Genomic DNA, 22,402 nt, shown 5'->3' on the forward strand with positions numbered 1-22,402 from the left:
GTGGAGGTTCTTCGGCGCCAGGTTCCGGAGGACCTCCACGACGTGAGGCGTCAGCCGGACGGCGGACGCCGGAAACCGGGCCTGCCGGCGGTCGCGGCAGCCCGCTCGACCGAGCGCCCCAGGCGTCCGGCGGCCGATCCGACGGGCCGGGGCGGCAGGTCCCCGAGAGCAGGGGGCACGACGACGACGGGGCAGTGGGCCACCTGCACGAGCCGGCCACCGAGCCAGCGCGCGCCCATCTCGGTCGACTGACCTGCGTCGATCACGAGCAGGTCGGCGGAACGGCTCTCCTCCACGAGGACGGCGCGTCGTTTGCCGGCCACGACGCGGGTCTCGACCAGGTGGTCGGGGCCGAGCGCGCGGGCGACGTCCTCGGCGAGGCGTGCCTGCTCGACGGCGAGCGCCGTGTCGTCGGAGACGACGGACGGCAGGCGGCCACCGGTCGCCGTCTCGGGCTGGTGCGGACGCCAGGCCCGGACGGCCACGACCCGGCCACCTCGGACGGCGGCCTCCTCGACCGCCCACCGGAGCGCGCCGGGGGAGCCGCTCGTCGGGCTCACACCGACGACGATCCGGTGCGGGCGCCCGAGGTCCTTGACGTTCATGCGGCCGCTCCCGACTCCTCCGAGACTTTGCTCAGCGGGTCGGCGATGTCCTCGAGGGACTTGCGCTCGGCATCGATCCCGATGACGAGGGCGACGATCCCACCGAAGATCATGATGACCGCCCCGGCGACGTAGCCCCACGTCAGCGGAGTACGGTCCTTGCCCTCACCGATGAGCGCGCCGTAGAGCACCGGCGCGATGGCGCCGGCGCACTGCGCGATGACGAAGAAGTAGCTGATCGCCTGGCCGCGCACCTCGAGCGGGAAGATCTCGCTCACCGTCAGGTAGGCAGCCGAGGCGCCGGCGGAGGCGAAGAAGAACGACACGCACCAGAAGATCGTGTGCGTCGTCGCGTTGAGGATCTCCGCGTGGAAGGCCCACGCCGACACCAGCAGCACGAGGCCCGCGATGGTGTAGGTGCTGAAGATCATCTTGCGACGCCCGATGGTGTCGAAGAGGTGGCCGAGCAGCAGCGGGCCGAGCAGGTTGCCGGCCGCGAAGGGCAGGAAGTAGAGCGAGGTCTGCGCCTTGGTGATCCCGTAGAAGTTCGTCAGCACGAGCGCGTACGTGAAGAAGATCGCGTTGTAGAGGAACGACTGCGTCACCATCATCGTGAGGCCGAGCACCGTGCGACGACCGTAGCGACGCACGAACACGTCCCACAGCACCTTGGCGCCCATGCGGTCCTCGGGCTTGACGTTGATGGCCTTGCTCTCGTCGACCTCGGAGATCTCGCCGCCCTCACGGCGTACGCGCTCCTCGATCTCGTCGACCGTGCGCTCGGCCTCCTCGGCGCGGCCGTGCGTGAGCAGCCAGCGCGGGCTCTCCGGAATGTGGCGCCGCAGGTAGATGATGGACAGGCCGAGGACCGGGCCGATGAAGAAGCCGATGCGCCAGCCGATGTTCTCGGCGACGTTGGCGGGGTTGAGCAGGTACAGGTTGGCCAGCGCACCGAGGAACGCGCCCGCCCAGTACGTGCCGTTGACCGCGATGTCCACGCGACCGCGGTAGTGCGCGGGGATCAGTTCGTCGATGGCCGAGTTGATCGCGGTGTACTCGCCGCCGATGCCGAGGCCCGCGATGAAGCGGAACACCCAGAGGAACCACATGTTGGGTGCGAACCCTGCGACCCCGGAGCCGACGAGGTAGATCACGAGCGTCAGGATGAAGAGCCTCTTGCGACCCAGCTTGTCGGTGAGGCGACCGAAGGTGAGCGCGCCGACGACCTGGCCGACCAAGTAGACGGTGCCCGTCAGGCCCACCTGCGCGGCCGACATGCCGAGCGACTTCTGGAAGCCCGACTCGGACACGATCTGGATCTCGAGACCGTCGAGGATCCACGAGACACCGAGCCCGAGAACGACCGACCAGTGGAACTTCGTCCACGGGAGCCGGTCCATGCGAGCCGGCACCAGGCTCCTGATGGCACCGCCCCTGCGTTGTGCGACAGCCTCGCTCATCACATCTCCTTTGATCCGAACAGCGAACAGCATCGAACCCGCCGGGTCAGGACATGTGTCGACACGTCCTCACCGGGAACTGCGTACCCCGCGAGCCGCTGCTCCCAACACGCGGCGCGAGCGGGATCTCCCACACGGCCACAGGGTTCCGGAGCTCAGTCCCGGCGCTCGTGCTCCGTGTCACCGGGGGCATCGTCCGGGACGGCGTCCGTGTGCTGCTCGAGGGCGTCCACCTCATCGGCGCGAGGCCGTGGCTCCGCGCGTCTGCGGGCACCGAGCACGTCGGGGAAGAGCACGTCGGGGGCCTCGTCGTCGACGAGGTCGAGCCGCCCGCCATCGGGCTCGCTGGGGTCGGGGGTGCTGGGGGAGGGCGTGGTGGGGTGGCTCGGCGTGGAGGTGTCCATGCCCTCGCCCCTACCCCTCTGCCGCGCGTGCACGCCGGGGTGACGACCGATTTCGTATGCCGTCCCCGTCGTTCCGCACGCGCCCCGGGCTGCGCAGGTGGGTACGTCTCAGCCGAACGGACGGTTGCACCAGAGGAGGTCGCCATGCCCGCCAAGAAGCGTTCAGCCAGCAGGTCGAAGACGGACCTGCCCTCGACCCTCGAGCGGTCGCCCCAGAAGGCCCAGGACACCTGGCTCGCCACGCACGACTCGGCCGTCGAGGAGTACGGCGAGGGTGAGCGTGCCCACCGCACCGCCTTCGCCTCGCTCAAGCACTCCTTCGAGAAGGTGGGCGACCACTGGGAGGAGAAGGACTCCAAGGGTCCCAGCGACCGCCAGGCAGCCCGCGGGGGAGCCGACGCCCGTCGCTCCGACCGTGGCGACACGGCCGGCGGCGTCAACGCGAACGCGTCGAAGAAGCACCTCTACGACATCGCCCAGCGGCTCGATGTCCCGGGCCGCTCGCGCATGACCAAGGACGAGCTGGTCGACGCCATCCAGCACGCCAACGACCGAGCCACCGCGAAGGCGCGCCAGGACTGAGGTCTGCGCCGGACGGCATACCCGGCCTACCTCGGCGTGGCTAGTGCCTGAGTCAGCACAAAGCGCCTCGACCCCGCATTTCCCGCGGCAGGATGGGAGTGGTCGGAGGATCGGCCCCGGCCTGGACCCTGAAGGGGTGGACCATGAACGGCCAGGCGCGCCCGTCGTACGGCATCGTCGTCGGCTACGACGGGTCTCCGGGATCACAGCTCGCACTCGAGTGGGCCGCGGAGACCGCGCGCCGGCACGGCAAGCACCTGACCGTGGTGCACAGCGTCCACGTCGCAGCCGTCTCTCCATCCCCGGCCATGGACCTCGCGGCGGTCGAGCCCTCGCTGGAGCTCGCGGCCAAGGCGCTCGTCGACCAGGGAGCCGAGCGCGCCGGCGCGACGCTCGACGCCTCGATGATCGAGACGCAGTACTGGCTCGGCAGCGCCGCCGCTCAGCTCGTCGAGGCGTCGAAGGACGCCGAGCTCGTCGTGGTGGGTAGTCGGGGCCGCGGCCGCGTCGTCGCGGGACTGCTCGGCTCCACCTCGTATGCCGTCGCGGCCCACGCGCAGTGCCCCGTCGTCGTCGTCCGGGGCCCCGAGGGCCAGCAGCCGGACGACGCGCCGCCGCCCCGTCCCGGCCCGGACCACCGCGTCGTCGTGGGCGTCGACGACTCGGATACGGCCACGCGGGCAGTCGACGCGGCCGCCCAGTTCGCCGCGGTCGAGAACGCGCCGCTGCATGTCGTGACCGTCGCACACGCGCCCTCGATGGAGTCCTGGGCCTACGTCGAGACGGCCAAGGGTGGGACGGAGCACACCCATGCCGTGCGGAAGCACGCTGAGGAGCTCGTGTCGCGCGCCGCGAACCGCGTGCGGGCGCAGCACCCAGAGGTCGCCGTGACGACCGAGGTGCTCTACGGCGACGCAGGCCAGTCGCTCGCCGACCTCGGCTCCACGGCCGGACTGGTCGTCGTGGGCTCACGCGGACACGGCGGCTTCGCCGGCATGCTGCTGGGCTCGGTCAGCCACCGGGTCGTGCACGACGCGACCTGCCCGGTGATGATCGTCCGCTGACCCCGCTCATCCCGCTGGGTCTGGCGTCCGGTCGAGCCCGAGTGGCCGTACCAGGCCGTCGAGTGCTCGGTCGGGTCAGGCCTCGAGCGCCGCGGCGAAACGTCCGAGCGCGGCGTCCCACCGGGACTTGTCCCCACGGCCGTCCTCGGCGATGCCCTGGCCCTCGTGGTAGAGGTCGACTCGCGTGCTGTCGCCCACCGGCGTCAGCTGCACGTCGACGATGCTGAGCGGGCCGTCCTCGTGCGGGTGCCACGACACCCGGATCTGCTCGAGGGCGTGGTAGCTGCGGACGACGCCGTGCGGCCCGTCCGCGCTGTGCCACGACTCGCCCTTGTTGCCGAGGATGACCCCGGGGCCGAGGAGGGCCTCCGTTCCGCGGGCGCTGATCAGGTGCCGCCAGACCTGGTCGACGGGCGCTTCGACCGTCACGGTCGAGTGCACCCCGGCGGGAGACCCCTCGAGGTCTCGGTCCTCGTCGCCGGGCGCCGCGTTCTCGGGGACGGACTGGGTGGGACTGCTCATGAGCACCTCCGGGTTGCTCGGACCGGCTCCTCCTGGGCCGGACCCACTACCAGACAGTCGACCAAAGACCGGGCCCGATGACAATGGCCCGACGCCCCTCGTTCGGACTCCGGCGGCCGTTCCCGCGACCTAGCCTCGAGCCATGATCGACCACTTCGGCATCAACTGCTCGGACTTCGAGGCCAGCGCCCGCTTCTACGACGCCGTGCTGGGCGTCCTCGGCTACGGGCGGCAGATGGACTTCGGGATGGCCATCGGTTACGGCACCGAGGGCCACCCGGACTTCTGGATCACCCGGTGGCAGGGCGAGGAGCCCAACCGCGAGATGCACTGCGCCTTCCAGGCGGACAGCGTCGAGGCGGTCCAGGCCTTCCATGCCAAGGCGCTCGAGCTCGGTGCCGAGTCGCTGCACGAGCCGCGCCTGTGGCCGGAGTACCACCCCGGCTACTACGGCGCGTTCGTGCGCGACCCCGACGGCAACATCGTCGAGGCGGTCTTCCACCGCGCCCGTCCCGACGCCTGACGAGGCCCCAGGCTCAGCCGGGAACGGCGTCGGCCCGGGCTGCGCTCGATCAGCCCGTGAAGCCTGCGCGGCGCAGCGCGTCGGCCATGGCGCTGTTGACGGGGGTGTCGTCCCGTCTCGGGCGATCCGTCCGCTCCGAAGCGCCTTGGCCGCCGCGGCCCTGCCCGCGACCTGCCTGGCGGTTGCGGCCCTGGGCGCCGCGGGACTGGCCGGGCTGGTCGGGCCGTCCGGCCTGACGGCCCTCGCCCCCGCGCGCCTTGGCCCCGTCCGGCGTCACCTCGTCGTCGAGGCGCAGCGTGAGGGAGATGCGCTTGCGCGGCACGTCGACGTCGAGCACCTTGACCATCACGACGTCACCGGGCTTGACGACCTCGCGCGGGTCGCGGACGAAGCTCTTGGACAGCGCCGACACGTGGGCCAGCCCGTCCTGGTGGACGCCCACGTCGATGAACGCGCCGAAGGCCGCGACGTTGGTCACGACGCCCTCGAGGGTCATGCCGGGCCTGAGGTGCTTGATCTCCTCGACGCCATCCTTGAAGGTCGCGGTCTTGAACGTCGGGCGCGGGTCGCGGCCGGGCTTGTCGAGCTCGGTGATGATGTCCGTGACGGTCGGCAGCCCGAAGGTGGCGTCGACGTAGTCGGCCGGGCGCAGGGCCTGCAGCGCGGCGGTGTTGCCGATGAGCGACGTGAGCTTCTGGCCGGTCGACTCGAGCATCCGGCGTACGACGGGGTAGGCCTCGGGGTGCACGGCGGAGGCGTCCAGCGGGTCGTCGCCGCCGGGGATCCGGAGGAAGCCGGCGGCCTGCTCGAAGGCCTTGGGGCCCAGCCGCGGAACATCCTTGAGCGCCTTGCGGGTCCGGAACGGGCCGGTCGCGTCGCGGTGGGCGACGATGCTCTCGGCGAGCCCGGGGGTGATGCCGGAGACCCGCGTGAGCAGAGGAGCGGAGGCGGTGTTGACGTCGACGCCGACGGCGTTGACGCAGTCCTCGACGACGGCGTCGAGGGAGCGCGACAGGGCTGTCTGGCTGATGTCGTGCTGGTACTGCCCGACGCCGATCGACTTGGGGTCGATCTTGACCAGCTCGGCCAGCGGGTCCTGCAGGCGCCGTGCGATCGAGACGGCGCCGCGCAGCGACACGTCCATCCCGGGCAGCTCCTGGGACGCGAACGCCGAGGCCGAGTAGACGGAGGCGCCGGCCTCCGAGACGACGGCCGAGGTGAGCTTCAGCTCGGGGTGCTGCTTGATGAGGTCGGCGGCGAGGCGGTCCGTCTCGCGGGAGGCCGTCCCGTTGCCGATGGCGATGAGGTCGACCGAGTGCTCCTTGGCCAGGCAGGCGAGCGTCGCGAGGGAGCGGTCCCACTGGTTCTGCGGCACGTGGGGGTAGATCACGTCGGTCGCCACGACACGTCCGGTCCCGTCGACGACCGCGACCTTCACGCCGGTGCGGAAACCGGGGTCGAGGCCCATCGTGGCGCGGGCGCCGGCCGGGGCGGCGAGGAGCAGGTCACGCAGGTTGGCGGCGAACACGCGTACGGCCTCCTCCTCCGCGGCGCGGCGCAGCTGCATCCGGGCGTCGATGCCGAGGTGCACGAGGATCTTCGTGCGCCAGGCCCAGCGCACCGTGTCGGCGAGCCACTGGTCGGCCGGGCGGCCGGCGTTCTCGATGCCGAAGCGGCGCGCGATGGCGCGCTCGTATGCGGTCGGGCCGGGCTGCTGCTCGGCCGTCGGGTCCTCGGGGTTGATCTCCAGGGAGAGCACGTCCTCCTTCTCGCCGCGGAACAGCGCGAGGATGCGGTGGGACGGCAGCTTCGAGAGCGCCTCCGAGAAGTCGAAGTAGTCGGAGAACTTCGCGCCCTCCTCCTCCTTGCCGGCGCGGACGCGTGAGCCGAGGTGGCCCTGCTTCCACACCCGGTCGCGCAGGTCGCCGATGAGGTCGGCGTCCTCGGCGAACCGCTCGACGAGGATCGCCCGGGCCCCGTCGAGGGCGGCTGCCGCGTCGGCGACCTCGCGTGACGGGTCGACGAACTGCGCCGCGGCAGCTACCGGCTCGGTGTCGGGGGTGGCCAGCAGCAGTTCGGCCAGCGGCTCCAGCCCGGCCTCGCGCGCGATCTGCGCCTTGGTGCGCCGCTTCGGCTTGAAGGGCAGGTAGATGTCCTCGAGTCGGGCCTTGGTCTCGGCGCCCATGATCTGGGCGCGCAGCGTGTCGTCGAGCTTGCCCTGCTCGTCGACGGAGGCCAGCACCGCCGCTCGGCGCTCCTCGAGCTCGCGCAGGTAGCCGAGGCGCTCCTCGAGGGTGCGCAGCTGGGCGTCGTCGAGCCCGCCGGTGACCTCCTTGCGGTAGCGCGCGACGAAGGGCACGGTCGAGCCGCCGTCGAGCAGGCCGACCGCGGCAGCCACCTGCCCGTCGCGCACGCCGAGCTCCTCTGCGATGCGACGCTCGATCGAGGGCACCTTCACCTGCACGCTCACTGTGGCCTGTTCTCCTTCTCGACGATCACCGAGCCACGCATTCTGCCGTGCGCCGCCCGTCAGTCGTCGAGCAGGGCCGTCAGGGCGGCGCGCTCCGCCTTGGGCACGTAGCCCGCGTAGTAGTCGTAGAGGCTGTGCAGCGAGGCCCGGCCGGCCTCGGGGCCGTCGCCGGCCCGGATGGCGGCAAGCACCTGCTCGTGGTGCCCGAGGGAGCGCTTCATGAGGGCCTGGGAGTTGCGGGCGTGGGCGATCTTGTCGGAGATGAGCGACAGGACGGTGTCCCGCACGACGCCGTTGCAGACCTGGATGAGGGTGTTGCCGCTGGCCCGGGCGATGGCCTCGTGGAAGGCGAAGTCGGCCTCGCTGAAGGAGGCGTAGCCGCCGTCGACGGCCGTCCGCATCTGCTCGATGGCGGCGTCCATCTCGGCGAGCTGCTCCTCGGTGCGCAGCACGGCGGCGAGCCGGTTCGCCGTCGAGTCGAGCATCATCCGGGAGACGAGCAGCTGGGACAGGGCCAGGCCGTCGGCCCGGGCCAGGCGCCGCAGCTGCTTGGTCAGCCCACCGGTCGTGAAGGGCAGGATCTCCGGGCCGTTCGGGTCACCGGGGCGAGAGCGCACGACGCCGTTGCTCTCCAGCACGCGCAGCGCCTCGCGGACCGTGGCCCGGCTGGTGCCGAACTGGACGACGAGCTCGCGCTCGCTCGGCAGCCGCTGGCCGGGGCGCAGGTCCCCGCTTGCGATCGCCTCCTCGACCTGCTCGACGATGCGCTCGTAGAGACGGACCGGGCGCACGGGCTCGAAGCCGCGGGCTGCGTCCTCAGGCATGGCCGCCACGCTCGTCCGCCGACACGGACTCTGCCTGGCGCTCGGACTCGGGGATCGGCCAGGCAGGACACGCCACCGCGGGCCGGTGCTGCTCGTACCAGTCGATGGCGCGCAGCACTCCCACGTCGTCGAAGCGGCGGCCCGAGACCTGCAGCCCGATGGTGCGCCCGTCGGCGGTGAAGCCGCAGTTGACCGACGCCGCCGGCTGGCCCGACATGTTGTAGGGCGCGGTGAAGCCGATGTGGGCCATGCCCGCGTCGTCCTCGCCCCACGGCATCGGCCACTCGGCAGGGAAGGCGGTCACCGGCGCGACCGGCGAGAGCACCAGGTCGAAGGGCTCGGTGGCCGCGACGGTGGCCTGCTGCAGCATCATGACGCTCGCGTAGTCGCGCAGGACGGTGGTGCCCTCCACGTGGCGAACGGCCAGGACCCACCGCTGGATGAAGGGCAGGACCCGCTCACGCGCCTCGGGCGTCAGCGCCTCGAAGTCGGCGAGCGAGCGCACCCGCCAGAACTCGTCGAGGTCGTGCAGCATCCGCGGCGTCATGAACGGGCGCAGCGGCTCGACCTCCGCGCCCGCGTCGGCGAAGAGGGCAGCAGCCGACTCGACGGCCCGGCGCACCTCCGGGTCCAGTGGGAGGCCGCAGCCGGCGTCCAGGTGCAGGCCGATGCGCAGTCCGCGGACCTCACGCGGCTCAGGGGGAAGGACGGGGCCGAGGTCCTCGGGCGGCAGGCTCGTCCAGTCACGGGGGTCCGGTCGGCTGATGACCGACAGGAGGAGGGCCGCGTCGCGGGCCGTGCGCGTCAGAGGCCCGGCCGCCCGACCGAGGTAGGGGGCGTCGAGGGGCACGCGCCCGGCACTCGGCTTGAGCGTGGTCAGGCCCAGCCAGGTGCCCGGCAGCCGGATCGAGCCGCCGATGTCGGTGCCGACGTGCAGGGGCCCGTAGCCGCCCGCGGCAGCAGCACCGGCGCCGGAGCTCGAGCCGCCGGTCGTCAGGGCCCGGTTCCACGGCGAGCGGGTGATCCCGTGCAGGCTCGAGACCCCGGAGCTGAGCATGCCCCAGTCGGGCATGACCGTGGAGCCGAGGATGACGCCGCCCGACTCCTCGAGCCGCTCGACGACCGGGCTGCTGCGATCCGGCACGACCGGCTCGACCCCCGCGTTGCCGGCGGGCATCGGCACGCCCTCTCGCGCCAGGTTCTCCTTGACGGTCACCGGGACGCCGTCCACGGGGCCGGCCGGCTGCCCTCTCTCCCAACGCCGCTCGCTCGCCAGCGCGGCCGCGCGGGCGCTCTCCAGGTCGAGGTGCCAGAACGCGTTGAGCTCCGGCTCGCGCTCCTCGATGACCGCAGCCACGTCCTGCAGGACGTCGACGGGGGAGAGGTCGCCGGCGGCATACGCGGCGACGAGCTCGGTGGCGGTGAGGCTGGCGGGTCGGCCGGTCGAGTGCGGCATGGGCGTCCTTCCGCGCGGGACGGCGCGTCGGCCGCCTGACTCGCCGGACGAGGTCTTGACATCCGGCCTGATGGGAGAAACGGTACCTCTCACGGCGGAAAAGTCCACTGGTCAGACCAGTGAAATCAGCGTGGTCGACGACGACCTTCCTCGACAAGGAGAGCCATGACGGTGAGACTCGCAGCGATCCCCGGTGACGGGGTCGGTCCCGAGGTCGTCGCTGCCACGCTGCCGGTGCTCACGGCGGCACTGGACAGTCAGGGTGAGGCACTCGAGGTCACCGAGCTCGACTGGGGCGCAGACCGGTTCGTGCGCGAGGGCGCCGCCATGCCGGCCGACGCGGCCGAGACCGTATGCCGTCACGACGCCGTCCTCTTCGGCGCCGTCGGGCGGCCCGACGTCCCCGACCACGAGCTGGTCTGGGGCCTGATCATCGGCCTGCGCCAGCAGCTCGACCTGGCCGTCAACGTCCGTCCGGTGCGTGCCTTCGAGGGAGTGCCCAGTCGGGTCAGGGACGTCGAGGGCGTCGACCTCGTGATCGTCCGGGAGAACACCGAGGGCGAGTACGTCGGGGCCGGTGGACTGGCCCACGCCGGCACCGGCCACGACCTCGGCATCGAGGTCGCCGTGCACTCCCGGCGCGTCATCGAGCGCGCCGCGGAGCACGCGTTCACCCTCGCGGAGCAGCGGCGGGGCCGGCTCTCGCTCGTCACCAAGTCCAACGCGATGCGCCACGGCTACCCGCTCTGGGACGCCGTGGTCCGCGAGGTGGGGCAACGCCACCCCGACGTCGAGCTCGAGGTGGTCCTCGTCGACGCCATGGCGGCCCGGCTGGTCCAGAGCCCGCACTCGCTCGACGTGCTGCTGGCCGGCAACCTCTTCGGCGACATCCTCAGCGACCTCGCGGCCGTGCTCGCAGGGGGCATGGGGATGGCCCCCAGCGCCAACGTGCTGCCCGGCGGGAGCGTCCCGGGCGTCTACGAGCCGGTCCACGGCTCGGCGCCGGACATCGCCGGAAAGGGCATCGCCAACCCCACCGCGTGCCTGCTCTCGGGTGCCATGCTGCTCGATGACCTCGGCCGCTCTGCGGCCGCCGAGTCCGTCCGCACGGCGCTGGCCGCCGTCCTTCGCCTCCCACACCACCACACCCCCGACCTCGGCGGCACCGCGAGCACCTCGCAGCTGGCCGCAGCGGTCCTGCACGAGATGGAGTCACGATGAAGCACACCCGCATCGGCACGGCCGCGTCGGCGACGCTGCTCCTCGCCCTCACCGCGGCCTGTTCGGCGGGCTCAGGCGCCTCGGGGGCCGCGGGCTCCGGCGGCAGCGGGGGAGCCGGCGGCGCCGGCGGTGACACGTCCCTGAGCGTCGGCCTCGTCGCCGAGCCGGCCAGCCTGGACTTCACGAAGCAGGACGGCGCGGCCATTCCCCAGGCGCTGCTCGACAACGTCTACGAGACCCTCGTCAAGGTCGACCAGCAGGGCGACCTGAAGCCCTCGCTCGCCAAGTCCTGGACCGTCTCGCCGGACCGCCGAACCTACACGTTCGACCTGGTCGACAACGCGAAGTTCACCGACGGCCAGCCCTTCACGGCCAAGGACGCCGTCTACTCCATCAACCAGGTCAAGAAGGCCTGGACGATCTCGCTCAAGGCGGCCATGGACGTCGTCCAGGACGCGAAGGCGCTGAGCGACACCAAGCTGCAGGTCACCCTCAGCAAGCCGAGCAACGACTGGCTCTACCGCATGTCCACCCGGATCGGCGCGATGATGACCGAGAAGGAGAGTGCCGACCTGGCGACCAAGCCGGTGGGCACCGGTCCCTACGTCTTCGACCAGTGGCGCCGCGGCGACTCGATCACCCTCAAGGCCAACCCGTCCTACTGGGGCAAGAAGCCGTACTTCCAGCAGGTGACGCTGAAGTACTTCAAGGACCCCACCGCCCTCAACAACGCCCTGCTGACGAAGACGATCAACGTCATCGGCACGGTGCAGGCGCCCGAGTCCCTCGCGCAGTTCCAGGGCAACGGCGCCTACGAGATCGTCGAGGGCACGACCAACGGCGAGGTGCTCCTGTCGATGAACAACGGCAAGGCCCCGTTCGACAACCCCAAGGTCCGCCAGGCCGTCCGCTACGCCATCGACCACAAGGCGCTGCTCGACACCTGCTGGGCCGGGCACGGCAGCCTCGTCGGCAGCTTCGTGCCGCCCACCGACCCGTGGTACGAGGACCTGACGGGCCTCTACCCGCACGACCTCGCCAAGGCGAAGGCCCTCGTCGCCGAGACCAGCGCCGGCGCGACCCCCGTGCGCCTGCGCATCCCGTCCCTGCCGTATGCCGTCTCGTGCGGCCAGGTGGTCAAGAGCCAGCTCGAGCAGGCCGGGTTCAAGGTGAGCCTCGACCAGCTCGAGTTCCCCGCCGTCTGGCTGCAGTCCGTCTTCAAGGACGCCGACTACGACATGTCGATCATCGCGCACGTCGAGCCGCGGGACCTGCCGGCGGTCTTCGGCAACCCGAAGTACTACACGCGCTACGACAACAAGCAGCTGCAGGCGGACCTGGCGGCCGCCGACTCCGGCACGCCGGAGCAGCAGGTGACGCTGATGAAGAAGGCGGCCCGGGAGCTGTCGCAGGACGCCGCCGGCGACGTGCTCTTCGTCCTGCCCAACCTGATGGTCGCGCAGAAGGGGATCACCGGGCTGCCGAAGAACGCCATCACGGAGTCCTTCGAGCTCGCCGACCTCGCGAGGTCGTGACGGTGGGGGACCGGCCGGGCACGGACCGGCCGGTCCCGCGCTGCACCACGGCACTCGGTCCCCGCGGCCCTCGACCCTGACAGGACATCGATGCTGCTCCAGATCCTCCGACGCACGGCGACGCTCATCGCGAGTCTCGTCGTCAGCTCCGTGCTGGTCTTCGTCTTCATGGCGCTGCTGCCCGGTGACCCGGCGCGAGTTGCCCTGGGCGTCAACGCCTCCGAGGCCTCGGTCGCACAGCTGCGCCAGCAGTTCGGCCTCGACCAGCCGCTGCTGGCCCAGTACTTCTCCTGGGTGGGCGGGTTCCTGCGCTTCGACCTCGGCACGAGCTACGTCTCACATGTCCCCATCGCGCCGCAGATCGTCGACCGCCTGCAGGTGACTCTCTGGCTCGTCGTCTGCTCCATGGTGTTGGCCCTCGTCATCGCGGTCCCGTTCGGCACGCTGATGGCCCTGCGGCAGCGTCGGCCGGGCGGCCTGGTGCTGTCGGCCCTCTCGCAGCTGGGGGTGGCCGTGCCCGCCTTCCTCGCCGGCATCCTGCTCGTCACCGTGTTCGCCGTGAAGCTGCAGTGGCTGCCGGCCAACGGCTGGACGCCGCCCAACGAGGACCCCGTCCAGTTCCTGCGCCAGCTCGTCCTGCCCGTCCTGTCGCTCGGCCTCGTCCAGGGGGCGGTCCTGACGCGCTACGTCCGCAGCGCGATCCTCGACGTGCAGCGCGAGGACTACATCCGCACGGCGCGGGCCAAGGGCCTCGGCCCGATGCAGGCCCTGCGCCGGCACGGGTTCCGCAACGCGGCGATCCCGGTCGTCACCGTCCTCGCCCTCCAGCTCGCCACCCTCCTCATCGGCGCCGTCGTCGTCGAGCGGGTTTTCGTCATCCCTGGACTCGGCAGCCTCCTGCTCGACCAGGTCGCCAACCGTGACCTCATCTTCGTCCAGGACATCGTGATGCTCCTCGTCCTGGCCGTGCTCCTCGTCAACTTCGTCGTCGACCTGCTCTACCTCGTCATCGACCCGAGACTCAAGGTGGCCACGCGATGAGCGCCGACCCCGCCCCCAGGCCCGTCGTCTCGCTGGACGGTCCGACGCCGCCCCCGGACCTCGCAGTGGAGGGGGCGCCGGCGCCGCCCAGCGCCCATCGCCGGCCCGGTGCCAGCTTCTTCGTCGGCGCGGCGATCGTGTGCGTCGTGGTCCTGATGGCCCTCGTCTCCTTCGTCTGGACACCGCACGACCCGACCTTCGTGGACGCCTCGGCGCGGCTGCGCCCGATCGGCGACCCGGACTACCTCCTCGGCACGGACAAGCTGGGCCGGGACGTGCTGAGCCAGGTCCTCGTCGGTGCGCGCACGACGTTGTTCGTCGGCCTGGTAGCCGTCGGCCTCGCCGGACTGGTCGGCGTCCCGCTCGGCATCATCGCGGCCATGGCGCACCGGGGCGTGGGCGAGCCGCTGATGCGCGGGATGGACCTGCTCCTCGCCTTCCCGGCGCTGCTGCTCGCGATCATGTTCAGCGCCGTCTACGGCGGGAGCACCCTCGTGGCCATGGTCGCCATCGGCATCGCCTCGGTGCCGAGCTTCGTACGCGTCGTCCGCAGCGGGGCGATGCAGGTGCTGGGCACCGAGTACGTCATGGCCGCTCGGGCGGCGGGACGCGGACCGTGGGCCATCGGCCTGCGCCACGTGCTGCCGAACGTCAGCGGCCTCGTCATCGTGCAGGCCTCGGTCTCCTTCGCGATCGCCGTGCTGGCCGAGGCGGCGCTGTCGTTCCTCGGGTTCGGCACGCCGCCGCCCACGCCGAGCTGGGGCCGGATGCTCCAGGAGAGCCAGGAGCTGCTCTTCTCGGCCCCCCGGCTCGCCGTCGTGCCGGGCATCGCCATCGCGGTGGCGGTCCTGGGGTTCAACCTGCTCGGTGACGGGCTCCGTGACCACTACGACCCCCGGATGGAGGACCGCCGATGAGCGCCGTTGCAGCGCAGAGGCGCCCGACCCAGGCGCCGACCGCTCGGGTGCTCGACGTGCAGCACCTCGACGTCCGGCTCGGTCGCTCCCACCTGCTGCACGACGTCTCCTTCAGCATCGACAAGGGCGAGCGCGTCGGCCTCATCGGCGAGTCCGGCTCCGGCAAATCGCTGACCAGCCTGGCTCTGCTCGGGCTGCTGCCCGAGGACGCGAAGGTCAGCGGCTCCATCCGGCTGGCGGGTGTGGACGCCGACCTCGTCGGGGCTCGCGAGCGCGACCTGGCCGCCGTCCGGGGCCGTGACGTCGCGATGGTGTTCCAGGAGCCGATGACGGCCCTGAACCCGACGATGCGAGTGGGTGACCAGGTGGCCGAGGCGATCACCACGCACGCCCGGCGAGGTGGCCCAGACCGCCGCGCCGCGCGGACGCGGGCGGTCGAGCTGCTCGACCAGGTCGGCCTGCCCGACCCCCAAGACGCGGCGAGGGCATACCCGCACCAGCTCTCCGGAGGCCAGCGCCAGCGCGTCGTCCTCGCGATCGCGCTGGCCAACGACCCGGCGCTGCTCGTCTGCGACGAGCCGACCACCGCCTTGGACGTGACGGTGCAGGCGAGGGTGCTCGACCTCATCGTGCGCGGCGTGACGGCGCGCGACTCCGCGATGCTCTTCATCACTCACGACCTGTCCGTCGTCGCGACCGTGTGCGAGCGCGTCCTCGTGATGTACGGCGGCCGCGTCGTCGAGGCGGGTCCGGTCCGCGAGGTCTTCCGGCGGCCGCGCCACCGCTACACCCAGGGGCTGCTCGCCGCGTCCGACCTCGACGTCGCCGTCCCCGGAGGCAGGCTGCCCACGATCCGCGGCACCGTGCCGCCGGCCGGCGCCTTCCCCGACGGGTGCGTCTTCCGCAGCCGCTGCGACCACGCCACCGAGGTGTGCGCCACGGTCCCGGAGTGGGCCGGGTCGGACCCCGGTGACGGCTACGCCTGCCACCACCCCGCCGACGAGGAGCGTCTGCCGTGACGACGCCAGCCATCCGCGTGTCCGAGCTGTGCCGCACCTATCGGCGGCCGCGCACCTCACTGCGACAGCCAGGGCCGGTCGTCGAGGCGCTCAAGGGCGTCTCGTTCGAGGTCGCCCGCGGCGAGCGGTTCGGCATCGTCGGCGAGTCCGGCTGCGGCAAGTCGACGCTGATGCGGCTGCTCGCCGGTCTCGACCAGCCGACGAGCGGTGAGGTCCAGGTCGAGGGGCAGACGGTCTCCGGCGTGCCCGAGCGCCGGCTCGGCTTCCTGCGCTCGAGCCTGCAGCTCGTCTTCCAGGACCCGATGGGCTCCCTCGACCCGCGCATGCGGGTGCGCGACATCATCGCCGAGCCGCTCGTGGCCCAGGGGTTGCCCAACCGGCAGGCACGGGTCACCCAGCTGCTCGAGGCCGTCGGGCTCAGCCCCGCGGCGGCAGACCGGTTCCCGCACCAGTTCTCGGGCGGCCAGCGCCAGCGGATCTCCATCGCCCGCGCGCTCGCCCCGTCGCCCTCGATCCTGCTCGCCGACGAGCCGGTGAGCGCCCTCGACGTGTCGGTGCGGGCGCAGGTGCTCAACCTCATCACCGAGCTCGTGGGCGAGCTCGGGCTGACCCTCGTCTTCGTATCGCACGACCTCTCGGTGGTGCGGCACGTGTGCGACCGCGTCGCCGTCATGAGCGAGGGTGAGGTCGTCGAGACCGGCGCGACCCAGCAGATCTTCGACGACCCCCAGCACCCCTACACCCGGCGTCTGCTGCGCGCCGCGCCGAGCATGCGCCGTGCCCTCGCAGGGGCCGGCACCGCAGACCTCCTTGGAGACGCATCGTGACCACGAAGTACACGCCCGAACACCCCGCGGGGCTGCCGGTCGGCGACGGCTGGGTCGACGTCGACGAGACCGAGGCCGTGACGTTCCCCTTCACGGGCGAGGTTGTCGCACCGGCGCCTGTCGGATCGAGCGCGATTGCCGCTCAAGCGCTTTCGTATGCCGCCGCCGTCCGCGAGCAGATGGGCTCGCTCCCGTCGCATGCCCGTCGGGCAGCCCTGATGGAGACGCACCGGGTCTTCTCGGAGCGGCGCGCCGAGGTCGAGCAGCTCCTCGTCCTCGAGACCGGCAAGCCGCTCGTCGACTGCCGGGTCGAGGTCGACCGCACCCTGCTCACGCTCGTCACCGCGGCCGAGGAGGTGGCGCGGCTGCACGGCGAGACGGTGCCGCTGGACCTGCTCCCCAGCGGCGAGGGGCTCCTCGGCTTCTGGGTGCGCAAGCCGGTCGGCGTGGTCGTCGGCATCGCCGGGTTCAACTACCCGCTGCTGCTCGCCGTGCACAAGCTGGCACCGGCCCTTGCCGCGGGGTGCCCGGTCGTCGTGAAGCCGGCTCCGCAGACGCCGCTGGCCACCCTGTGGCTCGTGCATGTCCTGCGGGAGGCGCTGGCGGCCGTCGGGGGTCCGCGAGCCGGCATCCAGCTCGTCACCGGCGGAGTGGAGGTCGGCGTCGCCCTCACCACGGACCTGCGGGTGGCGGCCGTCTCCTTCACCGGGTCGGCCGCGGTCGGGCACCGTATCGCCAAGGACGCGGCCCCGACCAAGGTGCTGCTCGAGCTCGGGTCCAACGCGGCCCTCGTCGTCGCGGCCGATGCCGACGTGGACGCGGCGGCAGACGCGGTGGTGCGGGGTGGCTACTACGCGTCGGGTCAGGCCTGCATCAGCGTGCAACGCGTCGTCGTCGTGGAGTCGGCCCGCGCGCCCTTCCTCGAGGCGCTGTCGGCGCGGATGGACCAGGTCGTCGTCGGCGACCCGCGTGACGAGGCGACCCGCGTCTCGGCGCTCATCGACCCGCGCTCGACGGAGCGAGTGGCCGACTGGGTGCGGGCCGCCTGCGAGGCCGGTGGCACGCTCGTGCACGGAGGCGGCATACGCGGCGGCGTCATCGAGCCGACGGTGCTGCTCGACGTGCCGGACGGCCAGCTCGCGTGGGACGAGGAGGTCTTCGGGCCTGTCGTCGTGGTGCGGTCTGTGCCGGACCTCGACGCCGCCATCGACGTCGTGAACCGGTCTCGGTACGGCCTGCACGCGAGCGTCTTCACCGAGGGGCTCGGTTCGGCATTCGCCGCGATCGACCGGATCGAGGCCGGGGGTGTGGTCGTCAACGAGGTGCCCGGCTTCCGGTCCGACGTCATGCCCTACGGCGGCGTCAAGGACAGCGGAGTGGGGCGAGAGGGCCCGCGCTTCGCCATCGAGGAGCTGACTGTGACGCGGATGGCGATCATCCGTCCGTCGGCCGCCAAGGCATCGGTGCCGGCGGCCACCGAGCCGGCAGTTGTGCCGGAGGAGCAGGGGAGTTCGAATGAGTGAGGCGACCGAGCCCACGGCGCCGGCGAAGGTGACGGCGCTGGCCGGGGGGACCGAGGTGTCGGACCGACCCGGAGAGGCGCCCGCCGGTCGGCCCGACTATGCGCGGCTGTTCCGCCTGGACGGTCGGCGGGCGGTGGTCATCGGTGCCGGCAGCGGCATCGGCCGCGAGAGCGCGCTGGCGCTCGCTGCACACGGGGCGGACGTCGTGTGCGCCGACCGCAACCTCGAGGCCGCGAAGGAGACGGCGGCCCTGGGCGCGGGCACGGAGGCGTACGAGCTCGACGTCACCGACGCCGAAGCCGTGGCCCGTGCGGCCAGTGAACTCGGCGACGTGGACGTGCTCGTCTTCACGGCGGCCACGAACGTGCGCAAGCGCGTGCTGGACTACACGGCGGAGGAGTTCGACCGGGTGGTCGGGCTGAACCTGCGCTCGTCGTTCGAGCTGGTGCGGGCGTTCGGTGCCGGGATGGCCGAGCGTGGTCGCGGCAGCATCGTCGGGTTCAGCTCCATCCGGGCGGTCACGGTCGAGCCGGGTCAGGGCGTGTACGCCGCCACGAAGGCCGGGCTCGTCCAGCTGTTGCGTGCGGCTGCGGTGGAGCTGGGGCAGCAGGGCGTGCGGGTCAACGCCATCGCCCCCGGCATCGTGGACACGCCGCTCACGGCGCAGATCCGTGCGGTCCCGGAGTGGTCTGAGGCGTATGCGAGCAAGAGCGCCCTTGGCAGGTGGTCACGGCCCGACGAGCTCGTCGGTGCGGTCGTCTACCTCGCGTCGGACGCATCCTCGTTCGTCACCGGGAGCCAGCTCTTCGTGGATGGCGGGTGGACGGTCATCGACGGGAGGTACACGCCGCCGATGTGAGCGCGTGGGGGTGAAGGCGCCGAAGTCGGCTTCGCGTTCGGCCGGTGCAGGCGACCTGTGCGCCGGTCGTCGGCGGCGGTCGATGGCGCGGTGACGTGTGGACAACGGCCGCCGGCTGTCACCGGTGGCGGCCATGCTCGACCCATGCGCTTCGACGAGCTGCCCAGGGACTGGGCCCAACGCCCGATCACCGATCCCGACGTCTTCGAGGGAGTCGTCGACCTCATCGCGACCGAGCAGTCGAGGTCTGACGGGGCCACCTACCTGCTGCTGTGCCACTCGAACCTGCGGCTGCTGCAGCCGATCTGTCTGCCCGACGAGCCACGTCGGGTGGAGGTCGGAGAGGTTCTCGACGGCGTCCGGCTCCTGCTCGCCGAGATGTCGCGCCACAACGTGCACGACGTCGTGATGGTGACCGCCAGACCGGGCTCGGTCTCGCCGACACCGCGTGACCGAGACCTCCGCGCGGCGTTCGAGGGCGCCTGCCGCGCCGCCGGGTTCACGTTGCACGCGGTGGCCATCGCAGCGCCGACTGGCGTGGCGGTCCTGCCGCTGGAAGGAGACAGCGCCGCTGCCTGATGGTGGTGGAGACCCGCGGTCGGGGGCGCTGACAGTGGTGCAGGGCGGCGGCCGTGGTCTCGGCGAAAGACCCCTGACCGTCTCTCCGCGCACTGCAGCCTCGTGGGCTGCTTCGAGGGGGTCGGGGGTAGCGTCGAACGTGGCGGTCGCATCGGCGACACGCTGTCCCGACGCAGGAGGACGGATGGCTCAGCCGGCGGCGCACGGCGACGGTGAGACCCGGGTCGCGACGGTGACGCGTAGGTGCCGCCGCGACCTCGGCGCCGGCTGGTGGGTGGCGTTGGTTGTCGTCACGGTGGCGCTGGGACTCGTCGGCCGGGGTGCCAGTGGCTTCTGGAGCGTGTTGCTCTGGAGCATCGTCGGCTTCGTTCTCGGCTCCCTCGTGGCGCTCTTCGCCGCCGCGCGTCTGGTGCCTGAGCGCTCCGACGAGGAGGGGCTGGACCTGCTCGGCGGCAGCGGGGGGCCGGACGGCGGGGACCGTGGGGGGCACGGCGGCGGGACAGCCGGCAAGCGATGAAGTGGCTCCTGGTGGCGGTGGCCTTCGCCCTCGGCGCGGCCATCACGTGGCTGCTGACCGTCAGACGGGTAAGCCTGACGGTGCCGGCCGTCGCCGACGGCGCCGGCGACCCGACAGAAGGAGCTAACGGCATGGGCAGCGGCGCAGCGCACGTCGAGGGCGTGGCCGGCGACTCGGGCCGCGAGGCAGAGCCTGTGGAGGACGACGCGGGGGACGGGCTGGAGGACGCGAGCCGCTTCGGCGGGGAGCGAACGAGCTCCACCGTCAGCCCTCGAGTGGGTTGGGACGACGACGCCGAGGACATCGACGCCCTGCTGCCGGAAGAGGAGAAGTCCCAGGGGCAGGAGTCCGGCGAGCAGACCGCCGACGAGCAGACCGCCGACGAGCAGCAGTCGGATAGGCACCAGCCCGACGAGCAGAAGCCGGGCGAGCAGAAGCCGGAAGGCGTCTGACACGGCTCCCGCGCATGGCCCCGGGGTGTGACGCAGTCGCCTGTGCGTTGGGTCTCCCAGTGACCCAGCGGCCAAGGGATGCCCGGTCGCGTCCACGCTGCGCTGGCTGAGTCATCACACGACCCAACGCACAGGGAGCGAGAACCCCTCCAAGCCGCTGCGCGCCCCCCCTGGAACCGCGTGTCGGGTTGTCAGCGGTTGACGAGGACGCCCTTGGCCTCGCGCACCGTCACGGTCGTGGGAGGCCCCGGCACGGTCACCGTCGACGGAATCTCCTCCCAGGTCGACCCGTCCAGGCTGAAGTCGGCTCCGAAGGTGGTGTCGACGCGGACGGGGTACTTTCCCTTGGTCCGGTAGGTGTGCGTGACGTCGCCGTCCGGATAGACACCGCCGGTGGAGGTCGTCGGTCCCATCTTCGAGCCGTCGCCGAAGAGGTAGGTGAATCCCACCAGCTTCGGCCGGATCTGCACGGGGATGCCCCTCAGCACTGATCGGTCGATCTCACCCGGCTGGAAGCCAGTGGTGGTCCAGTTCACCTTGTAGAACGTCAGCAGGTTGACGAGCGTCGTGTTGCCGGCAGGTTGGCTCGAGATCTGCGGCTTCGACCACGGCGTGCGCATGAAGGCGGCCTTCAGATCCGCCATCGTCAACGTCGGCCGTGCCCCAGGCGCTACATCCGCTGCACACGTGAGGCCGATGAGGGACCAAGGCTCGACGACCTTGCCATCCAGGACGGTGCGGCGCCAGACGCGAAGTCTGGGGCCCACTTCATCAGGTGGGCATGATCGGAGCGCCCCGGCGCACGTGACGGTTTCCGTGACACTCTCGGGAGTGGCGTTATAGCAGTCTGCAAGTGACCGATACTCGTACGTTGGGAGACGTTGGTTTCGGTCTCCCAGTAGGGTGCCGCCAGAATCGCCCGGAAATTTGGGAAGGTTCCGCACCTTATCCCGCGACAACAGTCCAGTGAAAGCGCCGTCCTGAGTGGTGCCGCAGTCAACCCAGGCGTCGCCACATGGATCTTCAGCGGTTGCGTGAGCAGGCGAAACCAGCATCAGAATCGAAAGCGTCATCCCCGCCACAACGTTAGCGCCCCTTCTCATGATGCGGTCTGCAACTTAGTCGCCACCCAATGACCCCCCTGCTGGCTCAGCGTCATCACAAATGTGCCTGGGCCGGAGGCTGTTTCCCTGAGAGCCGAGCCTTCGGAGTTGAGCACCTTGACGCGCTTTTGCTCCACGTCAATCAGAACTTGGGCAGAAGAAGTCCTAAAGGTCAAAGAGTTTGTGCGAGTCACAACGATGGATGTAGCCGCGTGGCGCTCGCCTTGAGCCTTCAACTTCTGCAACGACTTATCCATGGCGACACAGGTCTTACACTCGGGAGCGAAAAGCCCCGACAGCGCGGTGGCATCAGGTTTGGTGGCGCCTTTGTTGAGTGACTCGATGAAGAATCGGGCAAATGCTTGTGCCCCCGCGCCAGTAACTGTTCTGGCGGCGGCGGGGATCTTGGCGATCACGGGATCCACCGACGGCGTGGGGCTGGGCGCCGTCGTACTCGTCGGTGCCGTCGGAGGTGCAGCCGTCGTGGTGCCAGCCGACGACGGGGCCCTGGACGACGCCGCGGGCTCGCCTGCCGCCCCACTGCTCGTGCAGGCGCCCAGCGCACACAACGCCACGAGCGTGGCGGCATACGGAAGGAGGGTCCGGCGTCGGAAGAAGCTGTCGCGTGCGGTCATCGGCGTCCCCTGTCGATCGTCGATCATCGTGCGGTCGGGCCAGGCGAGCGTGCCGCCCCCGTGGGCCCTGACCTGCCAACCTACGACGATCCTCACCCACCCGCATCCTCAGCCGCTCGCGCCATCCACAGGCCCTACTCAGACACGCGCGCAACACACCCACGAGTTCGGGCCAGTCGCCGCTGGCAGGTAGCCTTTCGCCGGTCCTGCGCGCACCTCCACGTGCGCAGTCGTCTTGCGCCCGGCAGCGGGCGTGCAAGGGAG

At 71.3% G+C, this 22,402-nt stretch carries 23 protein-coding genes; 14 read left to right on the plus strand and 9 right to left on the minus strand.

Translation table 11 applies throughout. From position 1 onward, the window contains the following. Positions 1-50: 50 nt before the first annotated feature. The 3 genes from LQK93_RS15845 to LQK93_RS15855 form a co-directional block, all read right to left on the minus strand. Entirely contained in the window at positions 51-605 is a 555-nt protein-coding gene (locus LQK93_RS15845) for a universal stress protein (RefSeq protein WP_374968732.1), read from the minus strand. Further along, a complete protein-coding gene (locus LQK93_RS15850) occupies positions 602-2,065 on the minus strand; it encodes an MFS transporter (RefSeq protein ID WP_374968733.1) in 1,464 nt (487 codons plus the stop codon). Before LQK93_RS15850 ends, LQK93_RS15845 begins: the two co-directional genes overlap by 4 nt. Before the next feature lie 155 nt (positions 2,066-2,220). Further along, on the minus strand, positions 2,221-2,469 hold the full coding sequence (locus LQK93_RS15855) for a hypothetical protein (protein ID WP_374968734.1): 249 nt from the start codon (positions 2,467-2,469) through the stop codon (positions 2,221-2,223). A 144-nt stretch (positions 2,470-2,613) separates the two neighbouring features. Between LQK93_RS15855 and LQK93_RS15860 the strand changes: the two genes are divergently transcribed. Next, positions 2,614-3,051, plus strand: a complete 438-nt coding sequence (locus LQK93_RS15860) for a ChaB family protein (RefSeq protein ID WP_374968735.1) — start codon at positions 2,614-2,616, stop codon at positions 3,049-3,051. Between the two features lie 143 nt (positions 3,052-3,194). Continuing rightward, positions 3,195-4,115: a universal stress protein gene (locus LQK93_RS15865; protein WP_374968736.1), complete on the plus strand. Its 921-nt coding sequence runs from the start codon at positions 3,195-3,197 to the stop codon at positions 4,113-4,115. Positions 4,116-4,190: 75 nt separating this feature from the next. Here LQK93_RS15865 and LQK93_RS15870 read toward each other — a convergent pair whose 3' ends face one another. Further along, positions 4,191-4,637 carry an SRPBCC domain-containing protein gene (locus LQK93_RS15870; RefSeq protein ID WP_374968737.1) on the minus strand — a complete coding sequence of 149 codons (447 nt, stop codon included), beginning with the start codon at positions 4,635-4,637 and terminating at the stop codon, positions 4,191-4,193. A gap of 142 nt (positions 4,638-4,779) precedes the next feature. Between LQK93_RS15870 and LQK93_RS15875 the strand changes: the two genes are divergently transcribed. After that, a complete protein-coding gene (locus LQK93_RS15875; RefSeq protein ID WP_374968738.1) occupies positions 4,780-5,160 on the plus strand; it encodes a VOC family protein in 381 nt (126 codons plus the stop codon). A 49-nt stretch (positions 5,161-5,209) separates the two neighbouring features. Here the strand turns inward: LQK93_RS15875 and LQK93_RS15880 are convergent, their stop codons facing one another. From LQK93_RS15880 to LQK93_RS15890, 3 genes are read right to left on the minus strand one after another with little or no spacing between them, the layout of a single operon-like run. Then, entirely contained in the window at positions 5,210-7,630 is a 2,421-nt protein-coding gene (locus LQK93_RS15880; protein ID WP_374968739.1) for a Tex family protein, read from the minus strand. A 59-nt stretch (positions 7,631-7,689) separates the two neighbouring features. Further along, complete coding sequence (locus LQK93_RS15885; RefSeq protein ID WP_374968740.1) at positions 7,690-8,454, minus strand: FadR/GntR family transcriptional regulator; 765 nt, start codon at positions 8,452-8,454, stop codon at positions 7,690-7,692. Further along, the gene (locus LQK93_RS15890; protein WP_374968741.1) at positions 8,447-9,910 is read right to left on the minus strand and encodes an amidase; all 1,464 of its coding nucleotides are present in this window, start codon (positions 9,908-9,910) and stop codon (positions 8,447-8,449) included. The genes LQK93_RS15885 and LQK93_RS15890 overlap by 8 nt, the downstream gene beginning before the upstream one ends. Before the next feature lie 165 nt (positions 9,911-10,075). On the opposite strand from LQK93_RS15890, the gene LQK93_RS15895 reads away from it, so the two are divergent. The 11 genes from LQK93_RS15895 (at position 10,076) to LQK93_RS15945 (ending at position 20,400) form a co-directional block, all read left to right on the plus strand. Continuing rightward, positions 10,076-11,131 (plus strand): isocitrate/isopropylmalate dehydrogenase family protein, encoded by a 1,056-nt coding sequence (locus LQK93_RS15895; RefSeq protein ID WP_374968742.1) that lies wholly within the window; start codon positions 10,076-10,078, stop codon positions 11,129-11,131. Beyond that, the gene (locus LQK93_RS15900; RefSeq protein WP_374968743.1) at positions 11,128-12,666 is read left to right on the plus strand and encodes an ABC transporter substrate-binding protein; all 1,539 of its coding nucleotides are present in this window, start codon (positions 11,128-11,130) and stop codon (positions 12,664-12,666) included. Before LQK93_RS15895 ends, LQK93_RS15900 begins: the two co-directional genes overlap by 4 nt. Positions 12,667-12,756: 90 nt before the next feature. Further along, on the plus strand, positions 12,757-13,707 hold the full coding sequence (locus LQK93_RS15905; protein ID WP_374968744.1) for an ABC transporter permease: 951 nt from the start codon (positions 12,757-12,759) through the stop codon (positions 13,705-13,707). Then, positions 13,704-14,624 carry an ABC transporter permease gene (locus LQK93_RS15910; RefSeq protein ID WP_374968745.1) on the plus strand — a complete coding sequence of 307 codons (921 nt, stop codon included), beginning with the start codon at positions 13,704-13,706 and terminating at the stop codon, positions 14,622-14,624. The genes LQK93_RS15905 and LQK93_RS15910 overlap by 4 nt, the downstream gene beginning before the upstream one ends. Further along, the gene (locus tag LQK93_RS15915) at positions 14,621-15,643 is read left to right on the plus strand and encodes an ABC transporter ATP-binding protein (RefSeq protein ID WP_374968746.1); all 1,023 of its coding nucleotides are present in this window, start codon (positions 14,621-14,623) and stop codon (positions 15,641-15,643) included. The genes LQK93_RS15910 and LQK93_RS15915 overlap by 4 nt, the downstream gene beginning before the upstream one ends. Beyond that, positions 15,640-16,470 carry an ATP-binding cassette domain-containing protein gene (locus LQK93_RS15920; protein ID WP_374968747.1) on the plus strand — a complete coding sequence of 277 codons (831 nt, stop codon included), beginning with the start codon at positions 15,640-15,642 and terminating at the stop codon, positions 16,468-16,470. The genes LQK93_RS15915 and LQK93_RS15920 overlap by 4 nt, the downstream gene beginning before the upstream one ends. Then, positions 16,467-17,993, plus strand: coding sequence for an aldehyde dehydrogenase family protein (locus LQK93_RS15925; protein ID WP_374968748.1), 1,527 nt, complete (start codon positions 16,467-16,469; stop codon positions 17,991-17,993). The genes LQK93_RS15920 and LQK93_RS15925 overlap by 4 nt, the downstream gene beginning before the upstream one ends. Beyond that, positions 17,986-18,852 carry an SDR family NAD(P)-dependent oxidoreductase gene (locus LQK93_RS15930; protein ID WP_374968749.1) on the plus strand — a complete coding sequence of 289 codons (867 nt, stop codon included), beginning with the start codon at positions 17,986-17,988 and terminating at the stop codon, positions 18,850-18,852. The genes LQK93_RS15925 and LQK93_RS15930 overlap by 8 nt, the downstream gene beginning before the upstream one ends. A 144-nt stretch (positions 18,853-18,996) precedes the next feature. Then, complete coding sequence (locus tag LQK93_RS15935) at positions 18,997-19,431, plus strand: hypothetical protein (protein WP_374968750.1); 435 nt, start codon at positions 18,997-18,999, stop codon at positions 19,429-19,431. A 184-nt stretch (positions 19,432-19,615) separates the two neighbouring features. Beyond that, positions 19,616-19,948, plus strand: a complete 333-nt coding sequence (locus LQK93_RS15940) for a hypothetical protein (protein WP_374968751.1) — start codon at positions 19,616-19,618, stop codon at positions 19,946-19,948. After that, entirely contained in the window at positions 19,945-20,400 is a 456-nt protein-coding gene (locus LQK93_RS15945; RefSeq protein ID WP_374968752.1) for a hypothetical protein, read from the plus strand. The genes LQK93_RS15940 and LQK93_RS15945 overlap by 4 nt, the downstream gene beginning before the upstream one ends. Before the next feature lie 191 nt (positions 20,401-20,591). Here LQK93_RS15945 and LQK93_RS15950 read toward each other — a convergent pair whose 3' ends face one another. Further along, positions 20,592-21,044, minus strand: coding sequence for a hypothetical protein (locus tag LQK93_RS15950; protein WP_374968753.1), 453 nt, complete (start codon positions 21,042-21,044; stop codon positions 20,592-20,594). Positions 21,045-21,499: 455 nt separating this feature from the next. Beyond that, on the minus strand, positions 21,500-21,919 hold the full coding sequence (locus LQK93_RS15955) for a DUF6318 family protein (protein ID WP_374968754.1): 420 nt from the start codon (positions 21,917-21,919) through the stop codon (positions 21,500-21,502). Positions 21,920-22,402: the final 483 nt, after the last annotated feature.

Source organism: Terrabacter sp. BE26, from assembly GCF_041941675.1.
In the GTDB taxonomy this organism is placed as follows: Bacteria; Actinomycetota; Actinomycetes; order Actinomycetales; family Dermatophilaceae; genus Terrabacter.

Bases quoted from the DNA above. Each gene is read 5' to 3' on its own strand.
- LQK93_RS15900 (WP_374968743.1), top strand. From the start codon at position 11,128: ATGAAGCACACCCGCATCGGCACGGCCGCGTCGGCGACGCTGCTCCTC.
- LQK93_RS15870 (WP_374968737.1), bottom strand. From the start codon at position 4,637: ATGAGCAGTCCCACCCAGTCCGTCCCCGAGAACGCGGCGCCCGGCGAC.
- LQK93_RS15895 (WP_374968742.1), top strand. From the start codon at position 10,076: ATGACGGTGAGACTCGCAGCGATCCCCGGTGACGGGGTCGGTCCCGAG.
- LQK93_RS15890 (WP_374968741.1), bottom strand. From the start codon at position 9,910: ATGCCGCACTCGACCGGCCGACCCGCCAGCCTCACCGCCACCGAGCTC.
- LQK93_RS15945 (WP_374968752.1), top strand. From the start codon at position 19,945: ATGAAGTGGCTCCTGGTGGCGGTGGCCTTCGCCCTCGGCGCGGCCATC.
- LQK93_RS15940 (WP_374968751.1), top strand. From the start codon at position 19,616: ATGGCTCAGCCGGCGGCGCACGGCGACGGTGAGACCCGGGTCGCGACG.
- LQK93_RS15935 (WP_374968750.1), top strand. From the start codon at position 18,997: ATGCGCTTCGACGAGCTGCCCAGGGACTGGGCCCAACGCCCGATCACC.
- LQK93_RS15905 (WP_374968744.1), top strand. From the start codon at position 12,757: ATGCTGCTCCAGATCCTCCGACGCACGGCGACGCTCATCGCGAGTCTC.
- LQK93_RS15860 (WP_374968735.1), top strand. From the start codon at position 2,614: ATGCCCGCCAAGAAGCGTTCAGCCAGCAGGTCGAAGACGGACCTGCCC.
- LQK93_RS15885 (WP_374968740.1), bottom strand. From the start codon at position 8,454: ATGCCTGAGGACGCAGCCCGCGGCTTCGAGCCCGTGCGCCCGGTCCGT.
- LQK93_RS15950 (WP_374968753.1), bottom strand. From the start codon at position 21,044: ATGGCGGATCTGAAGGCCGCCTTCATGCGCACGCCGTGGTCGAAGCCG.
- LQK93_RS15850 (WP_374968733.1), bottom strand. From the start codon at position 2,065: ATGAGCGAGGCTGTCGCACAACGCAGGGGCGGTGCCATCAGGAGCCTG.
- LQK93_RS15845 (WP_374968732.1), bottom strand. From the start codon at position 605: ATGAACGTCAAGGACCTCGGGCGCCCGCACCGGATCGTCGTCGGTGTG.
- LQK93_RS15855 (WP_374968734.1), bottom strand. From the start codon at position 2,469: ATGGACACCTCCACGCCGAGCCACCCCACCACGCCCTCCCCCAGCACC.
- LQK93_RS15865 (WP_374968736.1), top strand. From the start codon at position 3,195: ATGAACGGCCAGGCGCGCCCGTCGTACGGCATCGTCGTCGGCTACGAC.
- LQK93_RS15915 (WP_374968746.1), top strand. From the start codon at position 14,621: ATGAGCGCCGTTGCAGCGCAGAGGCGCCCGACCCAGGCGCCGACCGCT.
- LQK93_RS15930 (WP_374968749.1), top strand. From the start codon at position 17,986: ATGAGTGAGGCGACCGAGCCCACGGCGCCGGCGAAGGTGACGGCGCTG.
- LQK93_RS15875 (WP_374968738.1), top strand. From the start codon at position 4,780: ATGATCGACCACTTCGGCATCAACTGCTCGGACTTCGAGGCCAGCGCC.
- LQK93_RS15910 (WP_374968745.1), top strand. From the start codon at position 13,704: ATGAGCGCCGACCCCGCCCCCAGGCCCGTCGTCTCGCTGGACGGTCCG.